Source organism: Pseudoduganella sp. jia 12, assembly GCF_055502675.1.
Genome location: NZ_JBUXKP010000008.1, coordinates 104,089 through 116,230 on the forward strand (window position 1 = coordinate 104,089; position 12,142 = coordinate 116,230).

At 66.9% G+C, this 12,142-nt stretch carries 11 protein-coding genes; 5 read left to right on the forward strand and 6 right to left on the reverse strand.

Annotation, left to right across the window (positions count from 1 at the left end; all coding sequences use genetic code 11):
* Positions 1 to 133 precede the first annotated feature (133 nt).
* The 6 genes from ccoS to ACY65G_RS18695 all read right to left on the reverse strand — a co-directional run bounded on the left by ccoS (position 134) and on the right by ACY65G_RS18695 (position 6,565).
* Positions 134 to 277: a cbb3-type cytochrome oxidase assembly protein CcoS gene (ccoS, locus tag ACY65G_RS18670; RefSeq protein WP_464998802.1), complete on the reverse strand. Its 144-nt coding sequence runs from the start codon at positions 275 to 277 to the stop codon at positions 134 to 136.
* An 11-nt stretch (positions 278 to 288) separates the two neighbouring features.
* Positions 289 to 2,712, reverse strand: a complete 2,424-nt coding sequence (locus ACY65G_RS18675; RefSeq protein WP_464998803.1) for a heavy metal translocating P-type ATPase — start codon at positions 2,710 to 2,712, stop codon at positions 289 to 291.
* Complete coding sequence (locus ACY65G_RS18680) at positions 2,709 to 3,479, reverse strand: sulfite exporter TauE/SafE family protein (protein ID WP_464998804.1); 771 nt, start codon at positions 3,477 to 3,479, stop codon at positions 2,709 to 2,711. Before ACY65G_RS18680 ends, ACY65G_RS18675 begins: the two co-directional genes overlap by 4 nt.
* Positions 3,480 to 3,498: 19 nt before the next feature.
* Positions 3,499 to 4,965: an oxygen-independent coproporphyrinogen III oxidase gene (gene hemN / locus ACY65G_RS18685; protein WP_464998805.1), complete on the reverse strand. Its 1,467-nt coding sequence runs from the start codon at positions 4,963 to 4,965 to the stop codon at positions 3,499 to 3,501.
* 171 nt (positions 4,966 to 5,136) lie between these two features.
* Entirely contained in the window at positions 5,137 to 5,556 is a 420-nt protein-coding gene (gene yiaA, locus ACY65G_RS18690; protein ID WP_464998806.1) for an inner membrane protein YiaA, read from the reverse strand.
* A 76-nt stretch (positions 5,557 to 5,632) separates the two neighbouring features.
* Positions 5,633 to 6,565, reverse strand: a complete 933-nt coding sequence (locus ACY65G_RS18695; RefSeq protein ID WP_464998807.1) for a DUF808 domain-containing protein — start codon at positions 6,563 to 6,565, stop codon at positions 5,633 to 5,635.
* Positions 6,566 to 6,684: 119 nt separating this feature from the next.
* Here ACY65G_RS18695 and ACY65G_RS18700 point away from each other — a divergent pair, with 119 nt between their 5' ends.
* The 5 genes from ACY65G_RS18700 to lipA all read left to right on the forward strand — a co-directional run bounded on the left by ACY65G_RS18700 (position 6,685) and on the right by lipA (position 12,085).
* Positions 6,685 to 7,320: a LysE family transporter gene (locus tag ACY65G_RS18700; protein ID WP_464998808.1), complete on the forward strand. Its 636-nt coding sequence runs from the start codon at positions 6,685 to 6,687 to the stop codon at positions 7,318 to 7,320.
* Between the two features lie 108 nt (positions 7,321 to 7,428).
* Positions 7,429 to 9,507 carry a DUF6600 domain-containing protein gene (locus ACY65G_RS18705; RefSeq protein ID WP_464998809.1) on the forward strand — a complete coding sequence of 693 codons (2,079 nt, stop codon included), beginning with the start codon at positions 7,429 to 7,431 and terminating at the stop codon, positions 9,505 to 9,507.
* 487 nt (positions 9,508 to 9,994) lie between these two features.
* Positions 9,995 to 10,270 carry a DUF493 family protein gene (locus ACY65G_RS18710; RefSeq protein ID WP_464998810.1) on the forward strand — a complete coding sequence of 92 codons (276 nt, stop codon included), beginning with the start codon at positions 9,995 to 9,997 and terminating at the stop codon, positions 10,268 to 10,270.
* 84 nt (positions 10,271 to 10,354) lie between these two features.
* A complete protein-coding gene (lipB, locus tag ACY65G_RS18715; RefSeq protein ID WP_464998994.1) occupies positions 10,355 to 11,077 on the forward strand; it encodes a lipoyl(octanoyl) transferase LipB in 723 nt (240 codons plus the stop codon).
* A 21-nt stretch (positions 11,078 to 11,098) separates the two neighbouring features.
* Positions 11,099 to 12,085, forward strand: coding sequence for a lipoyl synthase (gene lipA / locus ACY65G_RS18720; RefSeq protein ID WP_464998811.1), 987 nt, complete (start codon positions 11,099 to 11,101; stop codon positions 12,083 to 12,085).
* Positions 12,086 to 12,142 lie beyond the last annotated feature (57 nt).

Consider the following 12,142-nt stretch of genomic DNA (forward strand, 5'->3'; position numbering starts at 1 on the left):
TGTCCCTGGTGTTGAATTGGGACGCAAAATTGGGGACGTACCCCTGTTTAGAGGAAATTTCCTCTAAACAGGGGTACGTCCCCGGTTTTTCTGCCATGACGCAAAAACTCATCCGCCTGGCAGTAGTGGGTGGTCAGTGGTCGTCGTCCTGCAGGATGCGCAGGGCGGGGCCTTCGAGGTCGTCGAACTGGCCGTCGTCGGAAGCCTTGAAGAAGATCCACAGGGCGCCGAAGACGAGCGCGATGGACACGGGAACGAGCAGGTACAGCGATTCCATCGAAGGCTCCCTTACCGGTAGCGCAGCCGCAGGGCGTTGAGGATCACCAGCGCGGAGCTGGCGGCCATGCCGACGCCGGACAGCCACGGTCCGAGCAGCCCGATCGCGGCGGCGGGAATGGCGACGGCGTTGTACACGCAGGCCCAGGCAAGGTTCTGGCGGATCACGCGCATCGCCGCAGCGGCGGTGGCGGCCGCATCGGCGACGAGGCCGAGCCGGCCGTGCAGCAGCACGGCGTCGGCACGCACCTGCGCCAGCTCGGCGCCGCTGCCCATCGCGAACGATACGTCGGCGGCGGACAGCACGGCGGCATCGTTGATGCCATCGCCCACCATGGCGACGATGGCGCCCTTGCGCTGCAACCGCTGCACGTAATCGAGCTTGCGCGCGGGCAGGCAGTCGCCGATCGCCCTGGCGATCCCCAGCCGCGCGCCCACCGCATCGGCCACTGCCTGCCGGTCGCCGGACAGCAGGATCACCTGCTTGCCCTGCGCGTGGAAGTGCGCGATGGTGGCCTGTGCGTCCGGCCGCAAGGGATCGGCGATCGCGAAGCAGGCCAGCCACTGGCCGTCGGTGCCGAGATGGACGGCCGTGGTGTCGGGCACCGCCGGTGGTGGCGTGCCGCCCGCCATGGCGGCGACGAAGGCGCCATTGCCCAGCCGGTAGCGCCGCCCCTGCACCATGCCTTCCACGCCCATGCCGGGCGTTTCCGACAACCCGCTGGCCTGCCAGCCATGCCAGGCGAGTTCCTCGCCCCGTGCCACGATGGCCCGTCCCACCGGATGCAGGCTGCCTTTTTCCAGCGCGGCGGCGATGGCGATGCAGGCATCGCGGTCGATATCGCCATGTGCCTGCACCGACTGCACCGTGGGGCGGCCGGCGGTCAGCGTGCCCGTCTTGTCGAACACGACATGCGTGGCACGGTGCAGCGTTTCGAGCACGTGCGGCTGCATCACCAGTACGCCCTTGCCGAGCAGGGCGTCGGTGGCGGCGGCCAGGGCGGACGGCGTGGCCAGCGACAGCGCGCAAGGGCACGACACGACCAGCACGGCGATCGCCACCGGCCATGCGCGCGCCGGGTCGACGAAGTGCCACGCCACGCCTGCCAGCAACGCCAGCAGCAGCAGGGCCGCCGTGAAGCGCGATGCGACACGGTCGGCCCATTGCGCGATGCGCGGCTTTGCGCCGCCGGCCCGTTCGACCAGGTTCAGCAGCCCGGACAGCGTGCTTTCCGCCACCGGCTTCGTCACGCGCAGCACCACGGGCCCGCTGGCATTGACGGCGCCGCCGGGCACGTGCTCGCCGGGCGCCCGCGGCTGCGGTGCCGATTCGCCGGTGAGCAGCGCCAGGTCGACGCACGTGCGGCCTTCGGCGATGATACCGTCCGCCGCGAACGCCTCGCCGGTGCGCACGAACACATGGTCGCCCGCCACCAGCGTGGCCGCGGCGACGACGCTGGTCTCACCCGATCCCGGCCAGCTGGCAAAGCGCGTGGCCGCGGCGGGCAGGCCATGGCGCATGCGCTCCAGGGTTCCGGCCGCCTTGCGCCGCGCATGCAGTTCCAGCCACCGGCTGGCCAGCAGCAGGAACACGAACATGGTGACGGAATCGAAATACGTGTCGCCCGCGCCGCGCACGGTGGCCACCACGCTGCCGCCGAACGCCGCGGCGATGCCCAGCGCCACCGGCACATCCATGCCCAAAGCGCGGGCGCGCAGGCTGGCCAGGGCGCCCCGGAAGAACGGCTGCGCGGAATAGACGACGGCGGGAATCGTCAGCAGCAGGCTGGCCCAGCGCATCAGCGCGGCCATGTCGGCATCGAGCGTGCCATCGCCGGCAAGGTAGGCGGGCGCCACGTACATCATCACCTGCATCATCGACAGGCCGGCCACGAACAGCTGCCGGCCCAGCGTGCGGGCCGCCTTGCGCAACTGTTCCTCATGGCGCGCGGTATCGTACGGCCACGCGGCATAGCCGATCGTGCGCAGCGCATGCAGGATGGCGGACAGTTCGACCCGGCCGGGATGCCAGCGCACGGTCAGCCGTTCGGTTGCCACGTTCAGGCTGGCCAGCGTCACGCCGGGCAGCGCCAGCAGCCGCCCTTCGACGAGCCACATGCAGGCCGTGCAGCGGATGCCTTCGACCAGTAGCACGGCTTCCATGCCGCCGTCTTCCGCGACGAAGCGGCTGTCGCCGTCGTACAGGCGCAGCTCGGGAGGCACGGCATTGGCATCGGCGCCATCGGCCGTGGCGGCGAAGCCGGTGCGGTCGCTGTAGTAGCAGGCCTGGCCGATGTCGACGATCGTCCGGGCAACTGCCGCGCAGCCGGGGCAGCACATGTCGCGGGGCGCGCCATCGATCTGCACGTGCCAGCCCGAACCCGCCGGGACGGGCAAGCCGCAGTGGAAGCATTGCGGTTTCGGCACGGCGTTCATGCCGGCACCGCCACGCACAATGCGTCGAGCCAGCCGTGCGGCAGCCTTGCGGCATGGCGCACCAGGCCCAGCACGCCGAAGCCCAGCACCAGCATGCCGCAGGCGGCGCGCATGGCGGGCCGCTGCATCGCCTGGCGCAACGATGCGCCGGCCAGGCCGAGCGCCAGCAGCATCGGCACCGTGCCGAGGCCGAACGCCAGCATCACGGTGGCGCCGCCCGTGGCGGAACCGGCCAGCAGTGCCGTCAGCAGCACGCTGTACACCATGCCGCACGGTACCCAGCCCCACAGCGCGCCCAGCGCGAATGCCTTCGGCAGGGTATCGGCCGGCAGCAGGTAGCGCATGGCCGGCAGCAGCCGGCGCCACAGCACGTTGCCGGCGGCTTCCACGCGCACCAGGCCGTGCCAGGCATTCATCAGGTAAAGGCCGAGCGCCATGAGCATGGCATTGGCCAGCAGGTAGGCGATCGCCTGCCAGCGCGCGGCAAAGGCCAGCGTGCCTGCGCCGTTCACCAGCCCGCCGGCCAGGGCGCCGGCCAGCATGTAGCTGGCGATGCGCCCCGCGTTATAGGTCAGCACGCGTGCGGCGCCGTCGAGATCGATCGCCGGAAAGGTGGAAGTATCCGGTACGATCCGGATCGTGCGCCGTGGAACGGGTGGTTTCAATGCCCCGCTCAGCGCCCCCACGATGCCGCCGCACATGCCGATGCAGTGCACGCTGCCGGCCAGGCCGACGGCGAACACGGGGAGCAGATTCAGCGCGCTCATGCCTGCGTCCCGCCGCCGGTCAGATGGTGCGCGAGTAGCGCAGCGGCTGCGTGGCGACCGGTGCATCGGCCGGTGCTGCGGCCGGTGCTGCGGCCGCGAGCAGGCGTGCCTGGCGCAGGTGCCGGTCGAACACCATGCAGATGTTCCGGATCAGCAGCCGGCCTTTCGGCGTGACGGAGATCCAGTCGTCCTCGAACGTCACCAGCCCGTCCGCCACGAACGCCTGCAGCTCCCGCAGCTCGGGGGCGAAGTACTCGCGGAACGGCTCGACCATCCCCTGCGCGATGGATGCCACCGACAGCTCGAAATTGCACATCAGCCGCTGGATCACCAGGCGGCGCAGCAGGTCGTCGGCATCGAGCCGGTGGCCGCGCGCGATGGGCAGCTTGCCGGCATCGAGCCCGGTATAGTAGGCGTCCAGCGTTTTCTCGTTCTGGCTGTACGTACCGTTGACGGCACTGATGGCCGACACGCCGCAGGCCACCAGGTCCATCTCGGCATGCGTCGAATACCCCTGGAAGTTGCGGTGCAGCCGGCCCTGGCGCTGCGCCACGGCCAGGTCGTCCTGCGGCTTGGCGAAATGGTCCATGCCGATGTACACGTAGCCGGCCGCGGCGAGCCGGCTGATGCATAGCGCAAACATGTCCAGCTTGACGGCGGGGGAGGGCAGGTCGACGTCGTTGATGCGCCGCTGCGGCTTGAACAGGTGCGGCATGTGCGCGTAGTTGTACAGCGCGACGCGGTCCGGATTCGCCACGATGATCTTCGACAGCGTGGCTTCCATCGTTGCCATCGTCTGCAGCGGCAGGCCGTAGATCAGGTCCACGCTGACCGAGCGGAATCCGGCGTCGCGCGCGGCATGCATGATCGCCATCGTTTCCGCGTAGGGCTGGATGCGGTTGATGGCCTTCTGCACGTCTGGATCGAAGTCCTGCACGCCCAGGCTGACCCGATTGAAGCCCTGCGTGCGCAGCGAGTGGATGCGCTGCGGGTCGACGGTGCGCGGGTCGATCTCGATCGAAAATTCACCTTCCTGTTCGGGCGCGAAGTCGAAGTGGCGGCGCAGGTGCGCCATCAGTTCCGCCATCTGCCGGTCGGAGAAATAGGTGGGTGTGCCGCCGCCGAAGTGCAGCTGTTCCACGCGGTTTATGCCGGCGAGAAGCTTGCCCTGCATGGCCGTTTCCTGCTTCAGGTAGCCCAGGTAGGTGGCCGCCTTCGCGCGGTCCTTCGTGACGATCTTGTTGCAGGCACAGTACCAGCACAGCCGGTCGCAGAAGGGCACGTGCAGGTAGAGCGACAGCGGCCGCCGTCCGCCGCGATAGGTGAGCCCGGCCAGCGCTTCGAGGTAGTGGCCATAGCCGAAATCCGGTGTGAAGCGGTCGGCGGTCGGGTACGACGTGTAACGCGGACCGGACATCGACAGCTTGCCGACGATGTCGGCATCGAACTGCACGGCCGGCATGGCGGCGGAAAAGGTGTTGGACATGGTTGCTCCTGGGGTATTTCTTTATGGCAATGCGCCATCGGACCCAGTTTAATTAGAGCAACACTTTAAAACTTTGATATAGGTCAAAAATAGAACAGCCACGCAAAAATAGAAACGCCATCTCTTGCCGGGCAACAGATGGCTGTCCAGGGAAGCGTGGTCGAGCGGTCGTCAGATTTTTTCCTGCACTGCCTCTTCCACCGGGTCGGCGCTGTCGCGCACGTTCTTTTGCACGGCCACTGCGGCAAACAGGCTCAGCGCGAACGACATCGCGTAAAACCCTTTTTCGCTTGGCGCCAGCGTGGCGTTCCACAGGCCCACACCCAGCAGCGCCAGCGCGGCCAGCACGGACACCCAGCACAGGCCGAAATACAGCGATGTGACGCGGATGCCTTCGAGCCGGTCGCGCACGGACTTTTGCAGCGACACGGCGGCGAACAGGCCATACAGCAGCAGCGTCAGGTAATAGCCCTTTTCGTTCAGCTGCATCGTGGCGTTCCACAGGCCGACGAGGTAAGTGATGACGCCGATCAGCAGGGCCAGCCAGGAAGCGCCGACGAAGGCACTGGTAGGGCGTTGATTGATTGCCATGAATACTCCTTTGGAATGATATCGGTGCGGCGGGAGGCCCCATGCGACGCGCCGCCCGGGGATCAGACCAGAACCTTCAAGCCTTGCGTTTGATGCCGCGCAGCATCTTGCCAACGACGGTCACGACCGCCAGCACGATGGCGCCGGTGATTACGCCAACGACGATATCCGCCACGTGCGGCGTAATGGCAGCCACCACCGGGCCGGTCGATGCCGCGGCATTTTCCACCGCGTGATGCAGGAACGGCGCGCCATGCACGATGATGCTGCCGCCGACCATGAACATGGCCACGGTGCCCAGCACCGACAGGAGCTTCATCAGCCGCGGCGCGGCGGCCAGCAGGCCACGGCCGACCAGGCGCGGCACGGCCATGCCGGCGCCGGGGCGCTGGGAGAGATACAGGCCCGCATCGTCCATCTTGACGATCGCGGCCACCAGGCCATAGACACCGACCGTCATCGCCAGCGCGATGGCGACCAGCACCGCCACCTGCTGGCTGAACGGCACGCCGGCCACGGTGCCCAGCGCGATCACGATGATCTCGGCGGACAGGATGAAGTCCGTGCGCACGGCGCCCTTGATCTTTTCCTTTTCCAGGGCGACCAGGTCGATTTGCGGGTTGGACACGGCGGCCGCCAGCTCGGCGCGATGCGCCTCGTCTTCCTCCTTGCTGTGCAGGAACTTGTGGGCCAGTTTCTCGAAGCCCTCGAAGCACAGGTAGGCGCCGCCGATCATCAGCAGCGGGGTGACGGCCCAGGGGGCGAACGCGCTGATCGCCAGCGCGGCGGGCACCAGGATCGCCTTGTTCTTCATGGAGCCCACGGCCACCGCCCACACCACGGGCAACTCGCGGTCCGCTTTCACGCCGGACACCTGCTGTGCGTTCAGCGCCAGGTCGTCGCCCAGCACACCGGCGGTTTTCTTGGCGGCAACCTTGCTCATGGCGGCTACGTCGTCAAGGATGGTGGCAATATCGTCGATCAGGGCAAGCAGGCTGGTTCCGGCCATCGGGCATTCTCTCGTTAGTGATAAAAATGTGGCAATCTTACCTTACCCGTCCGGTGGCGCCGCCGCGCTACAATCGCCCTCTTCATCGTTTTTTCATCTTTTCGTGCAGGGCTGTCGACATGAGTTTCGCTACCTGGCTGGGTTTCGCCATTTCCGCCATCATCATCGCGCTGTCGCCCGGGTCCGGCGCCGTGCTGTCGATGTCCCACGGGCTGTCCTATGGCGTGAAGAAGGCCAGCGCCACGGTGATGGGGCTGCAACTGGGCTTATTGCTGGTGCTGTTCATCGCCGGTGCCGGTGTCGGTTCGCTGCTGCTGGCGTCCGAAGTGGCGTTCAATATCGTCAAGACGGTGGGTGCGCTGTACCTGATCTACCTGGGCCTGTCGCAGTGGCGCGCCAGGGTGAAGGAGGGCGCGGAAGTGGAATTGGCGTCCCGCGCCGTGGTGCCTTCGGTGAAGCGCCGGTTGCTGACGGGCTTCCTGACCAACGCCACGAACCCGAAAGGCATCATTTTCATGGTGGCGGTGCTGCCGCAGTTCATCACGCAGGGCGAACCGGTGCTGCCCCAGCTGCTGATCCTGGCCGCCACCATGGTGGCGATCGACATGACTGTCATGCATGGCTATGCCTATCTCGCTTCCACGATGCAAGGCTACTTCCGCGACGCGCGGGCCATGCGACTGCAAAACCGTATCTTTGGCGGCTTGCTGATGGCGGTCGGCACGGCGCTGTTCTTTGTCAAACGTAACGCCTGATCCCGGATTCGAAATTATTTGTAACGGACGTCTTCTTCGGCCGGTTTCCGGCGTTATATGGGAGAACTGAGGAAATAGCTGAACCACATAACGTCGCCGGAGATCCTGATGTCCCGCAAATTCCTGCATTTTGTATTACTGGCGGCCCTCGTGGCCGCTTCATCATTGGCGCTGGCCGCCGAGCCGCCGACGCTGGTGGGCCGCATCTCCGCCGCCGAGGGCCAGGTCACGGTGCAGACCGACGACGGCGATGAAACCGGCTCGCTGCTGAACTGGCCCGTCAAGTCAGGCGACCGCATCTCGACCGCGCGTGGCGCGCGCACCGAATTCCGCGTGGGCCCGGTCGCCGTGCGCCTGGATGGCGACAGCGCGCTCGACATCGAGGATCTGGACGAGGACGTGATACGCCTGCGCCTGAACTACGGTTCGGCCAGCGTGCGGGTGCACGATCCGCAGGCGCTGTCCGGCTTCGAGCTGGCCACGCCGCACGGTCGCGTGCTGCTGACGGAGCCGGGCACCGTGCGTGTCGATACCGACCGCGAACCCGATACCACGACTGTTTCCGTGCTGATGGGCATTGCCCGCCTGGAAGCGGCCGGCACCGCGTTGACGCTGCGCACCGGCAAGCGCGCCGAGATCCGCGGCGACGATGTCCGCACCGGGCAGGCCTTGCAGGATGCGTTCGATTCCTGGGCCTTCGCCCGCGACCGCCGCGACGAGGCCGCGATCGCGACCCGCTACATCCCGAGCTACGTGACCGGCTACGAAGAGCTGGACCATTACGGCAGCTGGACGGTCAACGACGACTACGGCCCGCTGTGGGCACCGCGCTCCGTGGCCAGCGGCTGGTCGCCGTACAGCGATGGCCGCTGGGCCTGGGTGGCCCCATGGGGCTGGACATGGGTGGACAACGCGCCATGGGGCTACGCGCCGTTCCACTATGGCCGCTGGGTCACCGTGCGCAACCGCTGGTACTGGGCGCCGGGCAACATCGTCGGCCGCCCGGTGTGGGCGCCGGCCCTGGTGGGCTGGGTGGGCGGCGACGGCTGGTCGGTGGCGTTCAACGACCGCCGCCACCGCCCCGGCCTGGGCTGGTATCCGCTGACGCCGCGCGACCGCTACGTGCCCCATTATCACGTGACGCCGGATCACGAGCGGCGCCTGGTCTGGCAGCACCGCGGTAATAACGAACGGTGGAAAAACGTGCAGGTGCGCCGCGAGGGCGTGACGATCGTGCCGCGCGAAGGCTTCGAGGGACGCCGCAGCGTGCAGGTCAACACCCTGCCGCGTGCCAGCGTGGGATCGAACCCGGGAAGGTTGCCGGTGGCCGCCGCGCCCGTGGTGCCGGGCTTTGCCCGCGCGCCGGACCGCAACCGCGATGGCATCGCCGACCGGCCGCAAACCGGTGGAACGCAAGTCAGCCGGCCGCAAACCGACCGTCCACAGATCAACCGGCTGCAGACGGACCGCGACAATGACGGCACGCCGGACCGTGCGTTCGTGGGCCGCGAGCGCGAAAGCATCGCCGATCGCCTGCAGGCCGACCGCAACCGCGACGGTACGCCGGACCGGCTGCAGGGCGACCGCGGCCGCGAGGTGATCACCACGAACCGTGTCCAGGCCGACCGCTTCCAAGGCGACCGCAACGTCGACAGCGTGGCGGACCGGATGCAGCGCGAGCGCAACGAAGCCCCGTTCCGGGGCAATAACGTGATCGTGACCGAGCGCCCGCGCGTGGAACGGCCGCAGGTGGATCGCCCGCAGGTGGATCGGTCGCGCGTGGAGCGTCCGCAGGTCGATCGCCCCATTGCCCAGCCGGCATTCAGTGCCCCCGCCCCGGTGGCGGTGCAGCCGTCTGCGCCCGCACCGCGGCCGCAGGTGGAGGCGCCATCCCGGTCCTTCATCGCCAATGAGCGGCTGGAACAGCGGCGCGAAATGATGGAAGCACGCCGCGAAATGGACAACCGCCGGCAAGCCGAGGCTGCCCAGCGCATGTCGATCCAGCAACAGGCGCCGGCACAGATCGCCCAGCCGCGGCCGGCACCGGCACCGGCACCGATGCCGGCTCCGGCCATGCAGCCGCGCCCGGCCCCGATGGCGCAGCCGGCCCCCGCACCGGCACCCGCCCCCAGCGTGCAGCCGCGCGGTAACCGCCCCGACCGTGGCGATGGCGTCCGCGAGCGCTGATCGGTCGCATCTCCACGGCAAAACTGGGGACGCACGGCAAAACTGGGGACGTACCCTGGTTTCCAGGAAAGATTGCCTGGAAACCAGGCGGTCCGGCGTACCGGTACGTCCCCAGTTTCTCGTCCCCGGTTTCCAGCTCGCGGTCCAGCCCGGAATTTTGTTCGTTCGTCCGCGGTTTCGCGCAGCCTGTCACAAAGCCGTAGCAGGTGGTTTGTACACTGGCTAAAGTGTTGTCATGCCGGGAAAGCATGCACGACAGGCCATCGTCCAAACAGCCGCAGCGAAGCGATTCCCGTGACCGTACCAATGTCCCAACTATTCCGTGCGTGGTATTTCCTCACCCCAGAATAGTTTTCGGCCAGCCTTCAGGGCTGGCCTTTTTTTTGCGCCACCCCGGATCGCGGCCCCTTTCGCTAAAATAGCGGATTGGCGCGCGGTCTTGTCCACGCCGGCGCCGTTCACTCATCCGTTATCGATTGGAATAGACATGGCTGCGATCCCTCCTGAAGAGTCCCTCATCGAATACCCGAGCGACTTCCCGATCAAGGTGATGGGCCCCACGCACGATGCTTTCACCGTAACGATCGTCGAAGTCATCACGAAGCACGACCCGACGTTCCACGAAGGGAAACTGGAAGTTCGCCCTTCGTCCGGCGGCAAGTACACGGGCCTGACCGTGACCGTGCGCGCCACCAGCCGCGAGCAGCTCGATGCGCTGTATTCCGAGCTGTCCGGCCACCCGATGGTCAAAATTGTCCTGTAAGCAACTGCCCAGTCTTTGAGCAAGAGCAAGGTAGCAGGCGTATAATTGCAGGGCTTTGATCAACGAGCCTTGCCAATGTCCACGATGTCCACGACGCCATCCGAACCGGCGCTGATCCGCCACCTCGGTCAAGCCGACTATGAACCCACGTTCGCCGCGATGCGCGCCTTCACGGAAGCGCGCACGCCGGACACGCCCGACGAGCTGTGGATCGTCGAGCACCCGGCCGTCTACACGCTGGGCCTGGGCGCGGACCGTGGCCACCTGCTGGGCGGCGCCGCGCAAATTCCCGTCGTGCAGACGGACCGTGGCGGCGAAGTGACGTTCCACGGCCCCGGCCAGGTCGTCATCTACCTGCTGATGGACCTGCGCCGCAACAAGCCGGGCGGCAAGCTGTATGCCCGCCAGTTCGTGCACAAGATCGAGCAGGCAATCATCGATGTGCTGGCCACTTATGGCCTGGCGGGTGAGCGCATCGACGGCGCGCCCGGCATCTATATCGCAGAAGGCCCGAAGCGCGGCGCGAAAATCGCCGCGCTCGGATTGAAAGTAAAGGGCAACGGCTGCACCTACCATGGCGTGTCGCTGAACGTGGCGATGGACCTGGCGCCGTTTACCTGGATTAACCCCTGCGGCTATGCCGGCCTGGAAACCATCGACATGCGGTCGATGGGCGTCGACGTGCCGCTGGCCGATGTGCAGCTGGCGCTGGCCAACGAGCTGGTGCGCCAGCTCGACGTTGCCGAATCCGCTGCCCAATCCATTGCCCAAGCCGCCGCACCGACCGATCTCTCCGCCGCCGCCTGAATGAATCAACCAGAGAACCCTATGACCACCGAGACCACGACCGCCGCCCCCGCTTACAACCCGAGCGAAAAGCAGAAAGGCGCCAGCAAGACGTCGCGCATCCCGATCAAGATCGTGCCGATCGAGCAGGTCGAGCGCCTGAAGAAGCCGGAGTGGATCCGTGTCAAAGCGGCATCGGCGTCCAGCCGCTTCTACGAGATCAAGGACATCCTGCGTGAAAACAAGCTGGTGACCGTGTGCGAGGAAGCTTCCTGCCCGAACATCGGCGAATGCTTCGGCAAGGGCACGGCCACGTTCATGATCATGGGCGACAAGTGCACGCGCCGCTGCCCGTTCTGCGACGTGGGCCACGGCCGCCCCGACCCGCTGGACGTGGACGAGCCGGGCAACCTGGCCAACACGATCGCCAAGCTGCGCCTGTCGTACGTGGTGATCACGTCGGTGGACCGCGACGACCTGCGCGACGGCGGTGCCGGCCACTTCGTCGAGTGCATCACCAAGACCAAGGCGCTGTCCCCGAAGACCCAGATCGAAGTGCTGGTGCCGGACTTCCGCGGCCGCCTGGACAAGGCGCTGAACATCTTCGCCGACGGCCTGCCGGACGTGATGAACCACAACCTGGAAACGGTGCCCCGCCTGTACAAGGAAGCCCGCCCCGGCGCCGACTACCTGCACTCGCTGAAGCTGCTGAAGGACTTCAAGGCCATGTACCCGAACGTGAAGACCAAGTCGGGCCTGATGGTCGGCCTGGGCGAAACGGACGAGGAGATCCTGCAGGTGATGCGCGACATGCGCGAGCACGACATCGACATGCTGACGATCGGCCAGTACCTGGCCCCGTCGAACAGCCACCTGCCGGTGCGCCGCTACGTGCACCCGGACGTGTTCAAGATGTTCGAGGAAGAGGCGTACAAGATGGGCTTCGGCCACGCCGCCGTGGGCGCCATGGTGCGCAGCTCGTATCACGCGGACGTGCAGGCGCATAACCTGCTGGAAGCGGCGGGCTGAACGCCATAAGCTTCATGTCGACGGCGGCCTGTTGGCCGCCGTTTTCATATCCCGCCT

What these genes read in the sequence shown, in the direction of transcription:
- ccoS (WP_464998802.1), bottom strand. Translation starts at nt 277, where the DNA reads ATGGAATCGCTGTACCTGCTCGTTCCCGTGTCCATCGCGCTCGTCTTC.
- ACY65G_RS18675 (WP_464998803.1), bottom strand. Translation starts at nt 2,712, where the DNA reads ATGAACGCCGTGCCGAAACCGCAATGCTTCCACTGCGGCTTGCCCGTC.
- ACY65G_RS18680 (WP_464998804.1), bottom strand. Translation starts at nt 3,479, where the DNA reads ATGAGCGCGCTGAATCTGCTCCCCGTGTTCGCCGTCGGCCTGGCCGGC.
- hemN (WP_464998805.1), bottom strand. Translation starts at nt 4,965, where the DNA reads ATGTCCAACACCTTTTCCGCCGCCATGCCGGCCGTGCAGTTCGATGCC.
- yiaA (WP_464998806.1), bottom strand. Translation starts at nt 5,556, where the DNA reads ATGGCAATCAATCAACGCCCTACCAGTGCCTTCGTCGGCGCTTCCTGG.
- ACY65G_RS18695 (WP_464998807.1), bottom strand. Translation starts at nt 6,565, where the DNA reads ATGGCCGGAACCAGCCTGCTTGCCCTGATCGACGATATTGCCACCATC.
- ACY65G_RS18700 (WP_464998808.1), top strand. Translation starts at nt 6,685, where the DNA reads ATGAGTTTCGCTACCTGGCTGGGTTTCGCCATTTCCGCCATCATCATC.
- ACY65G_RS18705 (WP_464998809.1), top strand. Translation starts at nt 7,429, where the DNA reads ATGTCCCGCAAATTCCTGCATTTTGTATTACTGGCGGCCCTCGTGGCC.
- ACY65G_RS18710 (WP_464998810.1), top strand. Translation starts at nt 9,995, where the DNA reads ATGGCTGCGATCCCTCCTGAAGAGTCCCTCATCGAATACCCGAGCGAC.
- lipB (WP_464998994.1), top strand. Translation starts at nt 10,355, where the DNA reads ATGTCCACGACGCCATCCGAACCGGCGCTGATCCGCCACCTCGGTCAA.
- lipA (WP_464998811.1), top strand. Translation starts at nt 11,099, where the DNA reads ATGACCACCGAGACCACGACCGCCGCCCCCGCTTACAACCCGAGCGAA.